This is a genomic window from Thioclava sp. DLFJ4-1, from assembly GCF_002020145.1.
GTDB lineage: Bacteria > Pseudomonadota > Alphaproteobacteria > Rhodobacterales > Rhodobacteraceae > Thioclava > Thioclava sediminum.
This window is the reverse complement of record NZ_MPZT01000001.1, coordinates 545844-567989: the sequence shown is the minus strand read 5'-3', so window position 1 is coordinate 567989 and position 22146 is coordinate 545844. Positions and strand designations below refer to the sequence as shown.

At 65.3% G+C, this 22146-nt stretch carries 1 protein-coding gene (cut by a window edge); it reads left to right on the top strand.

All coding sequences use genetic code 11. The features are described from left to right. On the top strand, positions 1–22146 hold the 3' portion of the coding sequence (locus tag BMI85_RS02595) for a matrixin family metalloprotease (protein WP_143594964.1). 17157 nt of this gene lie to the left of the window's left edge; the window shows 22146 of its 39303 coding nt (coding positions 17158–39303); its start codon lies off the left edge, out of view; the stop codon is at positions 22144–22146.

Here is a 22146-nt window from a genome sequence, read left to right as displayed (position 1 = left end):
AGCTTCGACAGCAGCCAGACCTATGGCGATGTGACCATCGCGGCGGTCGAGCAGGGCTGGTCCTACCGCTATTCCGACAGCGCGAACCCGACCACCGACCCGGCGATCAAGAGCGGCGAGGACGGGCTTGGCGTGGTCGCCAATCTCGAGATCAGCGAAGGCTCGGTTGAGATCACCTTCACCAATATTCCGGCGGGCTACACGCTCGACCCGGCTTCGGTGCTCGACCTCGCCGCCGAGTTCACCGTGCAGACCGATACTGTAGAGACTTCGCGCCTGAGCGGCGGCACCTTCCGTGTCGAGCTGGGCGAGGGCGCGCCGGCCCTGCTGCAAAACGACCCGAACGATCCGACGAAGATCTCCTTCATCTACTCGCTGCAGACCTTCATCGATGAGGGCAACCCGGCGGAGCCCGCCTCGCTCACTGGCGAACTCTACCCGCAGACGATCACGCTGGAGTTGGACATCACGTCGATCTCCTTCTTCTCGACCGCGGCGCTGAGCGCCCCGAGCATCGTAGTCAAGAGTGGCTCGACCTACTCCGCCGCCAACGACGCCGCGAACCTGCCGGGCGCCCGCACCTATTTCGACATCGCGCTGAGCGGGGCTTATGGCGAGGACATCACCGATCAGCTGGCGATCGGCGACGTGAGTGTGACGGGCCTGACCATCACCGAACTGATGGATATGGGCGGCACGATTCGCGTCTTCGCAGACGGCTCGCTCGGCATCGGCAGCCATGACGTGACGCTGGCCGCGAACAGCTTCGGCGACGCCGCCAAGAACCGCGTCCAGACGCTGTCCTTCACCGTCTCTGGCCCGCAGGGTGATCTGGTCGATCCGGCGAATGAGGGCAGCACGGGGCTCGGCGATGTGAATGGCCGCGGCTATGTCGATCTGCATTTCGAGCGCCCGGTGGGCGGCGCGCTCGATGTGGGCTCGATCACCGATCTCGCCCCGGAATTCGCCTTCGGCGGCAGCGGCTCGATCACCTTCGACGACACGCTGGCCCCGGTCTGGCTGAACCCGCAGGCGACCTCGGGCGACTATATCTTCCGCTACTTCACCACTGGCGCTGCTGCGGCCGACACCACGATCTCGCGCATCGCGACTTTCGAGGATCAGCCGACCGTTCTGCGCGCCGATGGCACGGCCGACGATGCGACCGGCCCGGTCTCCTTCGATGCGAGCACCCTCTCGGTCGCCTTCCTCGACGTGCGCTACACGCCGACCTATGGCGACGAGATCGACTTCGGCACGCTGGGCGACGAGATCAGCTTCTCGGGCACCGGCGCGAATGGCGTCGCCGTTTCCTCGGCTCTGATCGTGGGCGACGGGCTGACCGTGCGCTACTTCCTCACCGGCAAGTTCACCGCCGGCACCGTTCAGGTCGATTACGCCGCAGCCAGCTTCGGCTCGGGCGCCTATGACAATGACGCGAAAACCCAGAGCTTCCGCCTCGTCCAGCTCGGTGCGAGCCTGACCGACCCGGTCGAAGGCGCTTCGGTGGGGCAGGCGCCCCTGAACGAGCGCGGCTTCATCGACGTCACCTTCGAGCTGCCGAGCTATGCCACCGGCGTCGATCTCGAGAGCATCACCGATGCCGGTGCCGAGGTGATCCTGAGCGCGACCGGCTACACGATCGAAGTAGATGACAGCCAGGCGCCGACCTACATGGGCGACGATGCGAACGGCAATCCGATCTTCCGCATCTGGTATCTCGGCGACTTCGCGGGCTCGAACCTCGACGACAATGTCTCGGTCGAGTTCATCTCGGGCAGCTTCGACTGGATCGGCACCGATGGCGGCACGATCAAGGCGATTACCGCGACCAACAGCGAAGATCTGGTGGTCACGACCGGCAAGATCGGTCTGGGCGCCAGCGCGCCGACGGCGACCTATGTGGCGCTGTCGCTCGGCACGAGCCAGACGCTGACCGATAGCAGCCTCGCGACCACGGACTTCACGCTGACCGATATCGACGGCAACTCGATCACGATCACCGGGATCCAAGCCCGTGGTCCCCCAGGCGAGTTCGCTGTGACCTTCGACTCCGCCGACGCCGCTGACGGCGCGGTGCTGACCCTGACCTATGCGGCGGGCGCATGGACCTACGGGGCCGCTGCCTCCGAGGCGATCGATCCGACGACGCTCTCGATCAAGCCCACCGACACCGCTTCCTATATCGACATCACCTTCGACACGCTGGGCGATCCGAGCCTCAACGCGCTCTATGCGATTGACGCGGCCACGATCAACGGCGACGAGTTCACCCTTGGCGGGGCAGGCGGGGCCAATCTCGATCTGCTCGACCTCACCCCGACCGACATGGGTGACGGCACCTTCCGCTACTATGTCTCGCGCGAATTCGGCCTCGGCACGGTCACGGTTTCCTTCAACGAGGGCAGCTGGTCCGACCTGCAGGGCAACGAAGGCGGCGCGAGCCAGCAGAGCTTCCGCGTTATCGACCAGATGCAGGAGGGCGGCCAGCCCGGCGCCGATGCCGACCCGGCCACCACCCGCGTCTTCTTCATCCGCGTCTCCGGGTCGATCACCCTGAATTCGGCGGGCATCGTCGACGAGCCGCTCGTGGAACTGCGCGCGCAGGCCGAACTGACCTTCGGCGATTACATCAAGGCCGACGGCTCCAAGGTCTTCCGCTTCGCGCTCGAAGCCTCGGGCACGATCACGGTTTACAAGCTCGGCAATATCGGCTCGGCGGCGGCGCGCTTCGTGCTGGAGACCGGCGGTCTGTCGAGCGGCCTGCCGCAGTTCTGGGGCGTGGCCACGATCCAGCCGAACTTCGAGGCGCTCAACGAATACGGCGTCTGGATCAAGGGCAACGCGACCCTGATGATCAACATGTCGGGCGAAGACAAGGTCGAGACCCTGTCGCTCGAAGGCATCCTCGGCGATCAGCTCGAGCGCATCTCGGGCGGCGACGACGACACGGTGGCCGTGGCCGATCTCGGCGCGCTGCCGAGCCAGGCCAATGAGGGCTTCTACGAGAAGCAGGCCGTCAGCACGCAAGTGCGCGCCACCTTCGCGGAATTCGGCGTCACGCTCAGCTCGGAAGCCAAGATCGAGCTGGTGCGCGAGCTGAACACCCAGTCGCGCTGGCGGATTACGGACGGCGCGAAGAAGTACTTCATCGAGAGCCTCGACGGCACCGCGACGCTGCATTCCGAAGAGCAGACCTACGAGCTGACGCGCAACTCGGTCGTCTTCTATATCGGCGGCGCGATCAAGCTGACCGATCAGAACGCGAACGACCCGGATGTCGACACGAGCGTCAACGTCTATGCCGAGCTGACCGGCGCCTTCTACCTGAAGATTTCGCAAGACCGGGTCGAGGTCTTCGTCGCGGCCGGCGCCAATGTCTTCAACGTGATTTCTGGTCAGGCGGTCGGTCTGCTGATCATCGACTTCGGCACCGCCCCGGGCAGCGCCTTCGGCGTCGCGGGCAGCCTGTCGCTCGAGGTGAGCGTGGGCGATGCCGGCGGCGAGAATACGGACGCGGCGAACAATGCCGGCAGCTTCGGCAATATCGCGGAAGACGTCTTCCGCTTCGAGGCCGAGGTCATGGTCCTCTTCAACACCACCGGCATCACCCAGACCTTCGATGTGCCCGACGCGCTCGTGCCGTTCCTGCCGCCGAATGTTCCGACGACTTTCGAGATCTTCGAGCGTCCGCCGATCCTCGGACAGAACGAACGGGACATGACCAAGGATGCGGGCCCCTATTTCGTGGTCCAGATCAGCGGCTCGGTGACGCTCTTCGACTCGGTCACACTCAACGGCTTCCTGTCCGTCACGGGCACCGGCGACTCCCTGACGATCCAGGGGACGGTTTCCGGCCGGATCGCGAATTTCGGCGCGGTCGAGGGGATGCTCTATCTCGAGGCGAATATCGGCGCGAGTGATCCGGGCGTGGTCGGGCGGGCGCAACTGTCGCTGGTCGGCGGGCTGGAGCTTCCGGGCGTCAGCCTCGGCGGGTCGCTCTCGATCATGCTCGAATTCAACACCTACGCGACGACGCAGGATCGCTACACGATCGTCACGCAGGGCGAATATGACGATCTCGTCGCCAACGGCGATGCGACCGCGACGACCGACGGCACCTTCTATTACGGCACGATCTCGGTCGAGAACGGGCTGTTCCTGAAGGTCACCGGCACGCTGGTCGTCTCGGATGTGATCGAACTGACGGGCGTCTTCACCTTCCGCATCGGCACCGCGCCCGATTTCGAACTGGTCGCGACGCTGGATGTGCAGGCGAAGCTCGTGGGTGTGGCCGAGTTCGGTCTGACCGGCGGTCTCGTGATCGCGGATGGCGGGCTGGTGATCTATGCCGAGATCGATCTCAATATCGACCTCGCAACCGTCATCACCGTGACTGGCGACGCGACCTTCCAGCTCAACACCTTCTCGACTGCGCGCACCCTCGAGATCCCGACCATCAATGCCAGCGGGCAGGAGAGCACGATCTCGGTCACCGTGGCCTCGGGCTTCAGCCTCGAGATCGTGGGCTCGGTCAACTTCGTTGGCCTCGCGTCCGCCTCGGGCCGCGTCTATATCGGCCTCAACGCGAGCGAGTTCCGCGTCGAGTTCGATGTGACCTTCGGCCTAGCCGGGCTCAACATCTCGGCCGCAGGCGGCGCGGTGCTGTTCTTCAACGCCTCCACTGGCGAGCTCGACGGTCTCGCGCTGCTTCTGGATGTCAGCATCAACGCCAATATCGCGCTGGTGATCGACATCGAAGCCAGCGGGAAACTGATGCTGAACACCGTCAATCGCGACGTGACGATCTCGGGCCGCGTGCTGGAGCGCAACTCCTTCGTGCTCGATCTCAGCGGCAAGGTCGAGTTCCTGAAGGTTCTCAAGTTCGAAGCGGGCTTCCGGATCGAGGTCACGGACAACGCCTGGCGCGTGGACTTCAACGCGAGCATGGACTTCTTCGGTCTCGCCACGATGAGCGTGAACGGCTGGTTCAACTCGAAGGGCTATTTCGACCTCTCGCTGAGCGGTCGCCTCGTGCTGGGCTCGAATAGCTTCGGCCTGACGGGCAACTTCTCGATCCGGGTCTATTACCTCTTCGACGATGCGGCGGATGTCTACAAGCTCGGTGTGTCGGGCTCGGCCTCGGTCTCGCTGCGCGCCTTCAACATCAGCTGGGCCACGGTTTCGATCAGCTTCTCGGCCACGGCGACCGGCACCGGCCGCGTGCCGATCGTGATCTCGGCCAGTGCGAGCGTGAAGGTGCTCTTCGTGAAGGTCTCGGTGAGCATGTCCTTCACCGTGGGCTATGTCGAATTCCCGACCCCGATCTATCTCGCGGGCGACCTGAACGGCGACACCAATTCGGGCACCTACAAGGATTGGGATGACACCTCCACGATCCTCGTGCTGAACATGGGCGACGCGAATACCAAGCGCGGCATCGGCGAAGCGACAGAGGGCGAGACCTATATCATCGAGGCCGTCACCCCGGTCGTGAACGGCGCGCAGGCGATCCGCGTGATCTATTCGGGCCGCGAGCAGGTCTTCGAGCACGTCCACGAAATCCGCGGCTATGGCGGCACCGGCGACGACCTGCTGGTCGTGCGCGACGGCGTCGCCGTGCCGATCCTCTTCGTGGGCGGCGCGGGTGTCGATACCGTGGCCTACGAGGGCGACGGACAGGTCACGATCAACTCGGCCTCCGAGGGCGGTACTGCGGGCGATCTGGGCGATCAGATCAGCATCGGCAGCGGCGTCGCGGCTGGCTCGATCATCTACGGCTCGGGCGCGAATGACCGGATCGTCTCGGATGCGCTGGTGCCGATCACCATCTACGCGCTCGGCGGCGATGACGTGGTGCTGCAAAACGGCACGGGCGTCGCCACGATCTACGGCGGCACCGGCGCGGACCGCCTGATCGGCGGCGCGGCGGCGGATGTGATCAACGGCGAGGGCGGGGCGGACGAGATCGACGGTCGCGGCGGCGCGAACACGATCAACGGCGGCGGCGACAATGATCGCATCTTCCGCAGCCTCGCCTCCGACGGCGTCGAGGTGATCAACGGTGGCGGCGGCACCGACACGATCCTGCTTTATGGCACCGCGAACCCCGACACGGTCACGATCGGTCAGAAGCCCTCTGACTCCGGCATCCTGCAGGCGCTCGACGCCGATGGAAGCGGGTTCGAGGCCGACGGGGTGGAGGACCTGATCATCCACCTGCTCGGCGGCACCGATACGCTGACGGTCAATCCGCTCGGCCAGACCGATCTCAACACGATGCGGATCGATGACGATCTGGTCGTGGAATCCGCCGATCCCGCGAAGGACGTGGCCGAGATCGACGGCACGAGCGATGGTGTGGCCGATGCGGTGATCTTCAACGGCACCGGCGGCGTCGATACCTTCACGCTGAAAGCGGGCGCGGTGGCCGATCAGGAATTCATCCTCGTCGCCGCCTGGTCGACCGGCACCGTGACCGTCACCTTCGACGACACGATCCGCGCCAAGGGCGACACACTGCGCATCTCGGCGGCGGGCGGCAATGACAAGATCACTGCGGGCCCGGCCGTGGCGGCAGGCGATCCGACCAACGCGGCCCCGCTGACCCATGACCTGATCGCGCTGACGCTGGAGGGGCAGGGCGGCAACGACCGGATCATCGGCTCGATCTTCAACGACGTGATCGATGGCGGCGAAGGTTCGGATACCGTGACGGGCGGCGAAGGGCTCGATGTCTTCCGCGACACCGACGAGGCAAACGAGACCGACACGCTGATCGAGGTCTTCGCGGGCGAGGATATGGGCCTCTACGAGAACCTGTTCCTCGTCGGCAAGGTCTTCCAGGCGGACGGCTCCACAGCCTATGCGGACGGCACGACCGACAGCGCGATGGTGCCGGGCGACGCCGATCTGTGGAGCACCTCCGGTATCGGCGCGGGCCAGACCACGGTGGAACGTCTGAACGGCATCTTCGAGGCGGTCGATCTGACCGGCGGCGACGGCGTCAACAACACCTTCGTTGTCAACGACCTGAGCGGCTCGGTGACGGTGGGCGGTCTCGCGATCGGCGTCAGCGCCTTCAACGGCACCGTGACGCTCGACAATGCGGGCTCGGATGCGAGCGGCGATCTGGAGCATTACATCATCGCAGCCCCGCTCGGCTCGGGCTTCACCGTCCATATCGCGGACTCGAGCACGACCGACGCCGACAAGCTGGTCTATCTGGGCTCGCAGGGTGACGACTATGTCGCGATGTCGGTGGGCCTGATGGCCGCCTCGCGCTACACCAATGCGGCTGGCAAGGTGCTGGGCGCGGCCGCCGTCAGCATCGATCACAGCAATCTCGACGTGATCGAAGTCGATACCCGCGAAGGCGCCGACGTGATCGCGGTCACCGCGACCGATCTGCCGATCTACATCAACAGCGGCATCGGCGACGACGTGATCAACATCGGCTCCGCCGCCTCGTCCGAGCCGGGCACGGCCCCGCTGGGCGGCACGCTCTCGGGCATCGCCGCGCTGATCCAGATCGACGCCTATGACACCTATAGCGGCCCGATCCTCGCCGATCGTGGCAATGACACGCTCAACATCGACGACAGCGGCAATACCGGCGCGACCACCGGAGTGATCGGTCTGGAAGATCGCACCGCGGTCGAGGGCTTCATCTTCGTGGATGGCTTCACCGCTGCGACTGCGGGCATCCGATACATCGCGCTTGAGAACGTCAACGTGGATCTGGGCGACGGCGTGAACGACGTCACCCTCAAGTCGACCGGAAAGCGCGACGTGACCACGCTCGAGACCCGAGACGACGCCGACATCATCAAGGTCTTCGCGATCAACGGCCCGACCACGATCGACACCGGCGCGGGCGACGATGCGGTCACCGTCACCGATGACGATCCCGACACGCCGCTGGCCAATGACGGCACGCTGAACGCGATCCTCTTCGGCTACCTGACGATCGATGCGGGCGCGAACGATCCGGTCACCTACGAGGTCGACGGCACCATCGTGAACCATGGCGACACGCTGGTCGTGTCGGATGCGGGCGACACGCTGCCCGATCAGGGTGGCTATCTCAGCGGCACCGAGATCGTCGGCCTCGGCATGACGCTGGGTGTGGTCTACGCGGGCTTCGAGGAGCTGGAACTGTCGCTCAGCAACGGCAATAACGGCTTCCACGTCTCCGACACCCATGCGGGCATCACCACGCTGAACACCGGCGACGAGACCGCGACGGGCGATGCCACTTCGGATGCGATCACCATCGAGAAGATCTCGGGCCGCACCTTCCTCAACCTCGGCGCGGGTAACGATCTGGTGCAGGTCAACTACTACGCCGACGGCACCCAGACCTTCCTCAACGGCATCGACGGGTTCGAGCTGGATATTGACGGTCAGGCGGGCAGCGACCTCTATGACATCGGTCTGGCGAGCGCGGGCAACTCCACGATCCGCATCCTCGACACCGGCACCGCCTTTGACGGCATCGACCGCGCCGAGATCCGCGGCACGGACGGGCGCGACCTGTTCCTGTTCCGCGCCAACCAGGACCTCGATGTGGGCGTGGTCGCGGCGCTGCCGATCGCCGAGGACGGCACGATCCTCAACACCGTGGTCGAGCGGGTGGAATACAACTCCGCCATCGACGCCGATCTGCGGGTCTTCGGCCGCGCGGGCAATGACCTCTTCGTCTTCGACGACACGCTCGCGGGCGTTCAGGCCTTCGGCGATGCGGGCGACGACACGTTCCAGATCGGCCAGCTCTTCGCCTCCTTCCGCGACGAGCAGAACCCCTATAACGGCCTGAGCGGCATCGACTATTACGAGACGACGCAGGTCACCGTCGGCTTCCTGTCGAACGGCGTCAGCTTCGACACCACGATCCGTGGCGGCGACGGTGAGGACAGCTTCACCGTCTATTCCAATAAGGCCGAGCTGTTCCTCTATGGCGAGGCCGACGACGACACGTTCCAGGTCCGCTCCTTCGTTCGCGTCGACCCGAACGACCCGGCCGCGCCATTTACCAACATCAATGGCGGGCAGGGCGCCGACTTCATCCAATACGCGGTGAACGCGCCGGTGCGGATCGATGGCGGGGACGGCTTCGACACGATGACCGTGATCGGCACCGAGATGGGCGACGACTACGTCATCACCAAAGACGGCGTCTATGGCGGCGGGCTCTTCATCTCCTACACGGGGATGGAGAAGCTGGTGGTCGACGCGCTGCAGGGCAACGACACCTTCTTCATCGAGAGCACCTCCGAGGGCGTGCTGCTGGAGATCGTGGGCGGTCTGGGCTCGGATAGCGTGAACCTTGGCGGCTCCGATCTCGACGGTGTCACCGAGGGCGGCGCGATCACCGTCGTGTCGAACGGTCTCAACGGTCACAGCGGGTTGATCCAGACCACGGTCGACAGCACCGATCCGCGCTATCAGGCGATCTGGGCGCAGGATCCGGTCTCGCAGATCAAGGACAATGACGCGCCCGATCTGGTCTTCTTCAACGCCGATGGCGAGGCGGGCTCCAGCGTGCTGCGCGTCTTCGAGGCCGCGACTGCCGATCCGACCATGTCGGTCACCCGCTACGCGATCGCTCTGTCGCGCGCGCCGGACGAAGACGTCTACATCACGATCTCGCCGACGCTGGGCACTGAGGGCGATGTGGCCGCGGGCGCCGAGGGCGTGCTGGTCAACGGCTCGGCCTCGGGCACGGTGCTGCACTTCACGGCGGCCAACTGGGATACGCCGCAATACGTGACCGTCACCGCGATCAACGATCTGGTGGCAGAGGGTCGCGGCATCGTGCAACTGCGCCATACCGTGACCCAAGGCGACAGCCGCGCCGACGATACCGGCTTCGACAATCTTGCCGTGCCGAACATGCTGGTCGATGTGATCGACGATGAAGTGGCCGAGCTGCTGATCTTCCCGGTCGACAATTCCTCGGCCATCGATCTCGCGGGCGACACGATCGTGGCCGAGGCCGCATTGCTTGCCGCGAATGACCGCTTCGCCGTGATGCTGAGCCGCGCGCCGACCGGCCCGGTGCAGGTGAACTTCGCCGTCGATGGCAATGTGACGCTGTCCTCGAATGTCGTGAACTTCGACGGCACCGACTGGAATACCGCGAAATTCGTGACGATCACCGCAGTGAACGACAGCGCCGACGAGGGTGTGCATTACGCCCGCATCCAGCCCACGATCTTCGAAGACACCCGTGACGCCTTCCTCGGTGCGACCTATGCGGATGTGGCCGGCGGGGTCGCGGCGAATATCAACCGCGATATCAGCCAGCCGCGCAGCGCCGAGGTGCTCTATACCGCTGCCGATCTGACGATCCTGCGCCCGAATACGGCTGAGACCGAGCTCTACACGCTCACGCTGGGTGGCATCGACTATGTGGTCGGCGTCGGGATCGGCGAAGTGGTGGCGGACCTCTCGACCGTGACCGAGGGCACGATCGTGGTCGATGCGCGCCTCGATCAGACCGCGACTGCGACGGATATCGCAGATGCCTTCGCGACGCTGGTGAACGCGGACCCCGAGCAGGCTGCGACGATGACGGGCACGGGTGCCACGCGCAGCATCGCGGCAGCGGCGGGGGTCTCCTTCAAGCTGCTCATTGAAACCAGAGATCCCGCGTCCGGCTATCTCTTCACGCCCACCGGCGACATCTATGTCTCGATCTCGGGCGACGCGTTCGAGTTCTCGAGCGATGAACTGAGCGTCGATGCGGCCACCAGCAAGCGCGCCTATGACATCGTGGCCTTCCGCCTCGGCGCGTCGCTGGCCGACGGCACGCTCGCCGCCGATGGCACGCTGGTCGATGGCGCGACCTGGATCATCAAGCTCGACGGGCTGCAGGTTCAGGCGACCGCCGAGTTCGGCGACACCATGAGCGATATCGTCAACAAGCTGGTCGCGCAATTCGCGGGCGCCGATTACTCGGCCTCGGCGGGTTATCTGCAAGCGACGCTGCTGCCCTCGGTCGAAGGCGCGATCTACTCCAATGCCGGGGCGAAGACCTGGACCATCCTCGTCGATGGTCAGCTGATCAGCTACACCTCGCAATCGGGCGACGAGCTGGGCGGGATCGCGGGCATCTCCGACGAACTTGCAGCGCAGATCAACGCGGCCAATCTCGGGGTCACGGCGGTGGTCGATGCCAACGGCGCGATCACGCTGACCTCGGCCACGGCCTTCTCGCTGCTGCCGCTCGATAGCGAAGACGCTTCGATTGCAATCGCGAGCGATGCGAGCCTGACGCCGCCGAGCTACGATTTGGGCGAGATCTTCATCTTCCGCACCCCGGGCGCGGGCGGCATCGAGTCCTTCTCGATCGAAGTGCTGCGCAAGACGAGCCCCGACGCGGCGAACACCCGGACCGGCGGCGCCTATGTCAGCGCGGATGCGGTGAAGTCGCAGACCCATTGGCAGCTTGCCCGCATCGCCTTCGCGGCGCCGCTGACCCCGATCGTGATCCCCGAGGGCACGAGCCTCGCCTATGAGATCGGCACCAACATCACCAATGCCGAACTCGCGCAGCAGTTCACGCCCTACAGCTATGTCGTGGGCAGCAACGGCGACAATCTCGCGCCCGCGCCGCTCGACGTCACCGTGCTCGATGACGACGCGCCGACGGTGGAGATCATCCAAACCGGTGGTTCGACCGATCTGGCCGAGCGGGCGCCGGGCGATGTGCAGGTCGTGGACAGCTTCTCGGTCGTGCTGACCGGTGCGCTGAGCGGCGACAACACCGTCCGCGTCGATGTGACCCCGCTGCCGACCCGTACTTACAATTCGCAAGAGGCGTTCAACGCGGATGCGAACTTCGGCGAGAACGAACTCGTGCAGGTTCAGGTCGCTGCCCCGCTTGCAGCCCTGTCGCTGGCAGGGGAGGCGGTCGCGGGTGAGACGTGGCAGGTCACGCTGTTCGACGATGTGGCCCTGCGCGCAGGCGCCCAGACGGTCGGCTACACGGTTCAGGCGGGCGACGATCTGGATGCGGTGGCGGCAGGCCTGATCGACGCGATCAACGGGGTGTCCGGCTACAACGCCACGCTCACCGCCGATGGCGCGATCGAAATCTCGGTCGATGCCGCGGCGACGTTCACCCGCTTCTTCGTCGAGGTCGGCATCGCGGGCGACAGCAAGGGCAGCATCGACACCCGCACCGTGCAGGACTTCAACTTCGCCAATGTCCTCGAATTCGAGATGATGGGCGTGCCTGCGGCGGGTGAGGTCTGGACGGTCAACTTCGACGGCCAGAGCTTCTCGCATACCGTGAGCGCCGGTCAGTCGCTCTCGAACATCGCCGCTGCACTTGGTGCGAAGATCAACCTCGCGAATGATGCGAGCACCGCGAATGGCGATCCGCGCGCCTATGAGGTGATCGTCGATGGTCGCGTGATCTCCATCCGCGAACTGGCTGATCCGGCGGCGGATTACCAAGCCTCGGCTTCGGTCAGCGGCCAGAAGGCGGGCGAGATCGCGGCGCGTCAGTTCGTCGAGTTCGATAACACCAACTGGATGACCCCGCAGCAGATCACCGTGATCGCGATCGACGACACCATCGTGGATGGCGGCGACGCGCAGGTCTTCGGCGCCTTCAATGACCGCGTAAATTCGATCCGCGGCCCGGTCTCGATCATCGGCGGCGAGAGCGATACCGACGTGTCGCTGCGCGTGCCGGTGCTGCTGCCGGGCGAGACGAACATTCCGCTCGCCGATGGCGTGACCGGGACGGTGACCGGTGGCGGCACCGTGATCACCATCGATCCCGAAGAGCTGACCCATGTGAACGGCGATTACGGCGAGCGTCCGGGCTTCGATCCGCGCATCAACGACACCGCCACGATCTACGATATCGCGACCATCGACCCCGATGGCACGCTGAGCGGCCGTGTCGACGTCGCGAGCGTCTCGGAAGATATCCTCTCGCTCGTCAACGATGCGGGCATGACGCTCACGCTGATGGTCGGCACGCAGGATGCGGTCGAGGCGGGCTATGTCTGGTTCTTCGGCACCCCGGATCAGAGCGATCTGTCGCTGATCGACTGGCTGACGGCTTCGGTCGATCTGGCGGGCGACGTGACCGCCTTCGAGACCGTGACCGTGACGCTCGACGGCACCGACTTCAGCTACACGCCGGATACCGAGCACGCCTACCGCTCGATCGTGCTGCGCGAACTGGCCGCGCTGATCGACGCTTCGGCCGAATATGAAGCGGTGGCGACGGTGAACCTGCTGGGCGAGACCCGCCTGCATGTGAAGCGCGCCGATGCAGCCGCCTTCGATATCGCGGTGACCACCTATGCCGGTCTGACCTCGACCATCGGCGGCGCGCCGGTGCAGAGCCTCTACAACGACGCGAATATCCACTGGACCGCGGCCGCGTTCCACCTCATCCAGCCGCCGGCGAGTGGCGCGAGCTGGGCGCTGACGATCAACGGTGCGGCCACGCCGGCTTCGGTCACCTCCGATGGCAGCTTCGGCTCGGTCACCCAAGGGTTGGCGGCGCGGATTTCCTCGGTCTATGCGCCGGTCGTCTCGGGCAGCCAGATGGTGCTGGAGAGCACGCCGCCCGCCGACTTCGACACCGATCCGGGTGCGCTGATCACCTACGCTCCGGTCAATCCGAACCTGCGCGTGGACGAAGCCGAGCAGATCGACACGCTCACTGTCTTCAACAACGAGAGCCCGGCCATCGACAGCGGCGTGCTGACCGAGAACCATCTCTCGGGTCTGGGCATGGGCGGCGACACCTATATCGGCGGCGAGCTGATCGCGGGCGGTGTCAGCTATACCGGCCTCGAAGTGGTCGACATCCGTCTGGGCCGCAATGTGGATACCTTCACGGTCGAGAGCACCCATCGCGGCAAGACCATCATCGACAGCGCCGACGGCAATGACGTGATCTATGTGAAGACCACTGCCGGTCACACGATCATCCGCACCGGCAACGGCGACGATCAGGTCTATGTCGGCTCCGATCAGGGCGTGGTCGACCAGATCACCGGCCTGCTGATCGTCGACATGGGCGCGGGCGAGAACGACCGTCTGTTCCTCGATGACAGCGCCGATCTGAACGACAATGTCCTCGTGCTGGATGGCGCGCGCGTGGTTGGGCTCGATATGCCCTCGGTGGCGGAGCGTATCCAGATCGAGACCCGCGGCACCGGCGGCAGCTTCACGCTGGCTCTGCCGGATGGGACGCCGGTCACGGTGGCCTTCGATGCGGATGCCGCAGCGATGAAGACCGCGATCGACACGGTCTTCGCCGATTACGGCACCGATGCCGAGGTGAGCGTCGAGGCGACCGATAGCGGCTATATCTACACCGTCATCTTCGGCGGCCCGACCGGTGGCGTCGATCTGCCCGACCTGATCGTCGATGCGAGCGGGATCACCAGCGACGCGAACACCACCGCCAATATCGAGGTGACCGAAGTCATCAAGGGCACCACCGATCCGGGCCTGAACCAGATGCAGGCGATCACCATCGCAGCCGAGGGCGGGACCTTCACGCTGGCCTTCATGGTGCCGGATGTGCTGGGCAACATGGATCTGCGCATCTCCGACCCGATCGCCTATGACGCGACCGCCGAAGAGATCGCCGCGATCCTCGAGCCGATCCTGAACCCGAATAACAGCCGTCCGTTCCTGCCCTACACCAAGAACTTCGCGGTCGACCGCTTCGGTGACACGATCTACCTGACCTTCCAGGGCGCGCTGGCTCAGACCACGGTCGCCGCTGTCGATACGCGCGGTCTGACCGGCGATGTGCTGGAGGCGCGCATCGATATCGCCGAGCCGAGCGCGGGCGACACCTTCACCATTGATCTGACCGATCTCGCGACGCCGCTCTTCGACGATGCCTTCCCGGGCGACTTCGCGCTGTCCTCCTTCGCCTATACTGCGCTGGCCGGGGACACGGCGGCGGATGTGGCGGCGGCGCTGGCAGCCCAGATCATGGATGCGCAGGGCCCGAACATAATCGCCCATGTCGAGGGTACGGTGCTGGTGATCACCTCGCGCTCGGGCGAGCGGATCTCGGTCGTGGTCAATGGCGGCGACCCGGCGCTCGACTATCTGCTCGGCCCGCTGGGCATCCAGACCGATCTGGCCAAGCTCGAGACCCGGATGGACGGTGTCGACTACTACGGTGTCGAATATCTCGAGATCGGGATGGGCGCGGGCAATGACGTGATCAACGTGCGCGGCACCATGGCCCATACCACTCTGAACCTCGGCGCGGGCGACGAGCGGATCTATGTCTCCTCCGAGGCGGGCTTCGGGCTCGACACCGACACGACCTTCCTGACCGGGCATCTGCTGAACATCGAAGGCATGCTCAACATCGAAGCGGGCACCGGCCGCCACAAGCTGATGTTTTCGGATGAGGCGACGGTGCAGGGTGACGGCACCACCGATCTCCGCGCCGAGATCACCGATGACCGCGATGCCGCGCTGGCAGCCGCCACCGCCTGGGGCGACGATACCGAGCTGTCGAGCGTCAACGAGATCTTCGTCGTCGGCATCGCGCCCGCTCCGATCACCTATGGCGCGGATGCGGCGGGCAACTTCCTCGGCGGCATCACCTACTGGACCGGCTTCGGCGCGGATGCGATCGCGATCGACGGCACCCATGCGCGTGACATCGAAGGCGGTCGCGAGCTGACGGTTCTGAACACTGGCCTCGGCAATGACGATGTGACTGTCGATCTGCAGGCGGGCGAGGACGGGGCCTTCGTGCTCAACACCCAAGGCCCGCACGACGCCAATTACGCGCCCGATTGGGGCTATGCCCGCGACTATCTGGAATTCGCCGATGACGATATCGTCGATGCCGCCCTCAGCACGCTGCCGCTGATCATCTTCGGCGGGCAGGGCGATGACCGCATCATGTCCGGTCTGGCGAATGACATCGTCTTCGGTGATCGCGGCCGGATCGACTACCTCACCGCGGATGGCACGGGCTATGCGCTCAAGCTCGGCTCGGGCGGCCCGGATCACGTCAATGACGGCACCGATGTCGCGCCGACGCTGATCTACACGATCGACCCCACCATCGGCGGTGCGGACACGATCACCACGCTTGGCGGCGACGATATCGTGCTGGGCGGCGTCAACGGCGACACGATCACCACCGACGGCGCGACCGATAGCGGCAAGGATATCGTGATCGGTGACAGCGGCTTTATCGACTATGTCTCCGCCGATGCCGATCGTACCGATATCGACGAGATCGCCACCACCGCAGAGACCTATGGCGGCTCCGACCGGATCGTGACGGGTCTGGGCGACGATATCGTGCTCGCAGGCGAAGATGGCGAGACGATCATCGATGCGCTGATCGACGGCACCCGCTCGCGCGACCGCGAAACCATCGCAGCGACGTTCCTTGCCGAAGGGCAGCAGATCGCGGGTGACTATGTCGACGCTGGCCAGGGCGACAATATCGTGCTGGGCGACAACGGCCGGATCGTGGCCGCGACGGATGACGCTCCGCGCTTCGGCACGCAGCCGATTACGCTCGGCCGGATCGAGACGACCACGCCTGCGATCGGCGGCGATGACGTGATCCTTGCGGGCATCGGCTTCGACATCGTGCTGGGCGGCACGGCAGGTGACGTGATCCGCGTGGCCGAGGGCGAGGTCTATGACGTGGCCGTGGGCGATACGACCCTGCGCGATGCGGGCAATATCGTCCTTGGCGACAATGGCTATATCGACTGGGTCAAGGCGGATGGCGATGCTTCCGACATCGACGAGATCGCCTCGACCGCTGAGGCGATCGGCGGGGCCGACTGGATCGTGACCGGCGGCGGCGACGACATCGTCATCGCGGGTGTCGACGGCGGGGCTCTGAGCGTCGATTGGGGCGATGGCGAGACCGTCATCTCGGGCGATTACGTGAACGCGAGCCAGGGCGACAATATCGTGCTGGGCGACAACGGCCGGATCGTGGCCGCCGAGGACAACGCGCCGCGCTTCGGCACCCAAGCAATCACGCTGGGCCTGATCGAGACCACCGCGCCCGCGATCGGCGGCGATGACGTGATCCTTGCGGGCATCGGCTACGATATCGTGCTCGGCGGGGCGGGCGGCGATGCGATCAACGTGAAGATCGACGAGGTCTATGCCGCGACCGACACGGCGACCACGCTGCATGACGCGGGCAATATCGTGATCGGCGATACCGGCTTCATCGACTGGGTGGGCCTCGACAATGACGCCACCGATATCGACGAGATCGCGACCACCGAGGACCGCTATGCGGCGACCGGTGCGATGATCGGCGGCAACGATCTGATCGCCACCGGCGCGGGCCGCGACTTCATCATCGGCGGCACGGCGGATGACACGATCTTCGCGGGTGCGGGCAACGATCTGGTCTTCGGCGATCACGGCCGGATCGTGGCGCAGCCGGGTGGTGGCGTGGATGCCGACCTGCTGCCGCTGAACCTGACCGAGCTGACCACGCAGTTCGACTTCTACTCGATCCTGCGCAGCGAGCTGGACGGCGGCGGGCGCGACATGATCTTCGCCGAGGATGGCGCGGATATCGTGCTGGGCCAGCAGGGCGCCGAAGTGATCTATGGCGGCAACGGCGACGATGACCTGATCGGCGGCCATAACCGTCCGGGCGGCGATGATGGTGCGGACCGTATCGACGGCAACGGTGCGGTGCTGTTCGAGGATCGCCCGGTGATCAGCGCCTGGTTCGATCTGGACGCGCAGGCGCTCGACCCGAATGCGACCGACAATGACGTGATCCTTGGCGACAATGGCATCGTGATCCGCACTGATGCGGCCGAGAGCCTGCGCTTCCGGATGCTCGCCGATGGCACGCTGACCATTTATGACGCTGCCGATGACGGCACCGGCTCGAACGCAGGGACCACGGCGCAGGTCAATCCGACCGGCGTGGAAGAGCGGCTGATCGCCCTCTTCGACCACACCGACGCGACCGAGGCCAACCGGACCGACCTCTACGGTGCGGATTACCTCGCAGGCGGCGCGGACGACGACGTGATCTTCGGCCAGCTCGGCGACGATGCGATCCAGGGCGACGGCTCGGCCACGTTCCGCGGCCTTGCGCTCGCCACCGCCTATGACGCAACCGATAACGGCTACACCACGCGCCTCGCCGACGGCACGCTCAGCGTGAATCCGACCCGCAGCATCGACGCCGCGCGCGACGGCGACGACTATATTGAGGCCAATGGCGGCAACGACATCGTCTTCGGCGGGCTGGGGCAGGACGACATCATCGGCGGCTCCTCGGATCTCTACATCCATGATGCGCGCGCGACCGGCGAGGACTTCAGCCTCGATCTGCTGGCAACGGCGAATGTCGACGAGGCCTTCCGTCCCGACGGCGCCGATATGCTCTTCGGCGGGCAGGGCGATCCGGTGACGCTGAGCCGCAACGACTACGGTCAGAGTGGCGCCAATGCCCATGCTCGCGACGCCGATGTGATCCTTGGCGACAATGGCCGCATCCTGCGTCTGGTCGGCGCGACAGGGTTCCTCGGCTTCAACTACGACACGCTCGATCCGGCGCGGGCCTCGGGCACCTTCATCGGCGGCGCGGATCATTCCGACGCTTGGCTGGTGGTGCGCGCGGTCGAGCTGCTCGACTACCATACCGGCGGCCCGGATGTCTGGGGCGCGGATGCGCTGGCCGACAATGGCGGCGCGGATGAGATCCACGGCGAGGGCGGCGACGACGCGATCTACGGCATGCGCGGCAACGATGTGCTCTATGGCGAAGGTCAGGACGACGATCTGATCGGCGGCTGGGGTCATGACTGGATCTCGGGCGGCACGGGTCAGGACGGCGTGCTGGGCGACGATGGCCGCATCTGGACCTCGCGCAACGACCGTGGCTATGGCGAGCCGCTCTACGGTGTTCTGCCGGTCAGCCCGCAGACGATCTCGACCCCGGGCAAGATCCAGCAGGCCGATATCAACGTGCAGGGCGCGCTGAAGAAGGCGGTGAACCTGACGCCCTTCTTCTTGACCGCCGATGGCCAGACCGACGATCCGCTGCAGGATCCGGTCTATGCCGATGACATCATCTATGGCGGTCTGGGCGACGACTTCCTGCATGGCGGCGCGGGCGACGATCTGGTCTCGGGTGCAGAGGCGCTGGCCGAGGCCTGGTATCTCGCCTATCCGAACGACGCGCTGGCGCCGGGTGTGGCGGGCGTGCTCGTGCGCTCGGATTACACGGTTCCGTTCTGGTCCGCCGATCCCACGGCTACGCAGGGCAATGCGCTGGGCTACAACGCCTTCTACGGGGGCGAGTTCGCGGCCTATGACGAATACAATCCGCGCGATGTGATCGTGATCGACGCCGCTGGCCATTACGTCTCGCTCTCCGAGGCGACCGACGGCCTGGTGTTCTTCGCGAGCTTCGATCCGGCCGATCCGGGTGCGCCGCAGGTCGGCACGCTCGAGCAGGATGGCAGCCCGGTCTATAGCGACGGCAATGACGTGATCTTCGGCGATCTGGGCAATGACTGGCTCGTCGGCGGCACCGGGCGCGACCATGTCTATGGCGGCTGGGGCGACGATCTGATCGATGTCGATGACGATCATAGCCGCGATGCGGACGGCTCGGCGCTGGGCGCGAACGATACGCCCGACACCGCGTCGAGCTATGAGGACATCGTCTATGGCGGTGCCGGGCGCGACATCATGATCGGCAATACCGGTGGCGATCGCCTGATCGACTGGGTGGGTGAGTTCAACAGCTACATCGTGCCCTTCGCACCCTTCGGTGCCTTCACGATCTCCCGTGCGCTGGCCCCGCAGATCCAGGAGTATCTCTACGATCTCTCTGCCTCCGACGGTGCCGATCCGACCCGTGCGGCCGATACCGGCGATTACAACGCCGACCGTAACGGCGAGCCGTGGGGCGAGCTGGGGCTGGTGATGCAGAAGGACGATGCGTGGCAGGATCAGACCGGCGCGCCGAACGATCCGCAGCCGGGCAACATTCCGGGCGGTCGCCGTGACGTGCTGCGCTCGGCTGACTTCAACGGCAACGGTGGCGGCAATGACGCGCAGGGCTTTGCTGCCGATAGCGGGGTCTGGACGGTCGAGGGCGGCGCCTTCGCGGTGAGCCCGGAAACGCTCGGCGGCGATGCGGTCTCGGTCTTCTATATCGGCGACGCGCTGCCCAGCTATTTCGAGATGAAGGCGACCATTGTCGGCGGCAAGCCCACCGCGGGGCTGAAGTCGAACGCCTATCTGATCTTCGACTACCAGTCGCCGACCGACTTCAAATTCGCGGGCGTGAACATCTCGACCGACAAGTTCGAGATGGGCATCCGCACTGCCGATGGCTGGATCGTGCTGGAGCAGACCCCGGTTCAGGCCAAGCCCGACACGCCCTATAACCTGCTGCTCGCGATCAACGGGCTGACGGCGACGCTGGTGATCGACGGGCAGGAATATTTCACTCATGTCTTCGATGCGCGGGTCGATCAATACGGCGTCACCCACGGGCTGAACTCCGGCTATGTCGGGATCGGCGCGCAGAACTCGGTGACCAAGCTCGACAATATCGCGGTGCAGGTGCTGCCCCCGGAATTCACCCTCGATGAGACCGAGGACTTCTCGGACGGGATCGCGGATCGTTTCGCCACCGATACCGCCTGGCAGATCAATGCAGGCGCGCTGGATGCCCAGCCCACCGGTGTGCCCGCCATCGCGCTGTCCGATCTGGTGATCGCGGAGACTTCCGTCACGCGGATCGCGGCGCAGATTGAAACGAATGGGCGCGCGGGCTTCGTCTTCGACAGCTACACCGACGGGCGCTACAAATACGCTGTGATCGATGCCGCCAATGACCGCGTCTCGATCGGCTATTACACGCATCGCGACGGCTTCGTGGAAACCGCGAGCTACGACATCGCCATCGACGGCAGCCAGTCCAACAAGCTCGAGATCACGCTCGCCCGCAGCACGGTCAGCCTCGCGCTCAACGGCCATGAAGTTCTGGGCCATGCCTTCTACGCCCCGGTTGCGGATGGTGCGGTCGGTCTGATGGCCTTCGATGCGGCGAGCTTCGACGATGTGCGCCTCGCGACGAACGATCCGGCCTATTTCACGCCCGACACCGGCTCGCTGATCTACGACTACGCTTCCGCCGGTCCCATCGCGATTGCAGATCAGGGCGTGACGACGCAGAGCCTCTATGTCGGCTCGGATGTGGTGATCGCCGATCTCGACGTGACCCTCAGCCTGACCCATGAGCGGCTGAGCGACCTGACCGTGACGCTGATCGCGCCCGATGGCACGCGGATCGAGCTGTTCGCGGCGCTTGATGGCACGGGGATCGACACGCGCTTCGACGATGCGGCGGGCGAGAGCATCACCGGCGCCACGGCACCTTACGGCGTGACCTATCGCCCGGTCGGCGATCTGGCAGCGCTTGAGGGCAAGATGTCGGGCGGAGTCTGGACGCTGGAGATCGTGGACGGAGCAAAGCGCAAGACCGGCACGCTGGAAAGCTGGTCGCTGACGATCGAGGCGGCGCAAGCGCTTCATGCGGTCTCGGTCGCGGAAACGCCGGACGGTGCGGTGCTCGATGAAGACCTTCTGGCCGCAGCCCGGGCGCAGGCGCTCGAAGAGATCGCGCAAGAGCTGGGCCTGACCGCCGAAGAGATCGCCAAACTGGAAGCGGTGCAGATTTCCATCGCCTCGCTCGATGGCACGCTTCTGGGCTATACCGCCGAGGGCGCGATCACGCTCGATGCGGATGGGGCAGGGCATGGCTGGTCGCTCGATGGCAGCGAAGGGCTGAACCTCGTCGATGCGCTCAAGCATGAGTTCGGGCATATCCTCGGGCTGGCCGACGATAGCGACGCGGCCACCTGGATGGACCCGACCCTCGCGGCTCAGGACACCACGCCCGCGGCCAACCCTGTGCCGAACACCCCGAATGATACCGCTTCCGAGACGGCGACTGACACAGCCACGCAAGGCACCGCGCCCAGCGACACCACCGCAGCCCCGAGCCCTGCGCCGGTTACCGAGCCTGAACTGGCAACAACGACCCCGACTCGAGGCAATTCAGGCCAAACGGGTAAACAATCGCGCAATGCAAAAGGCTGA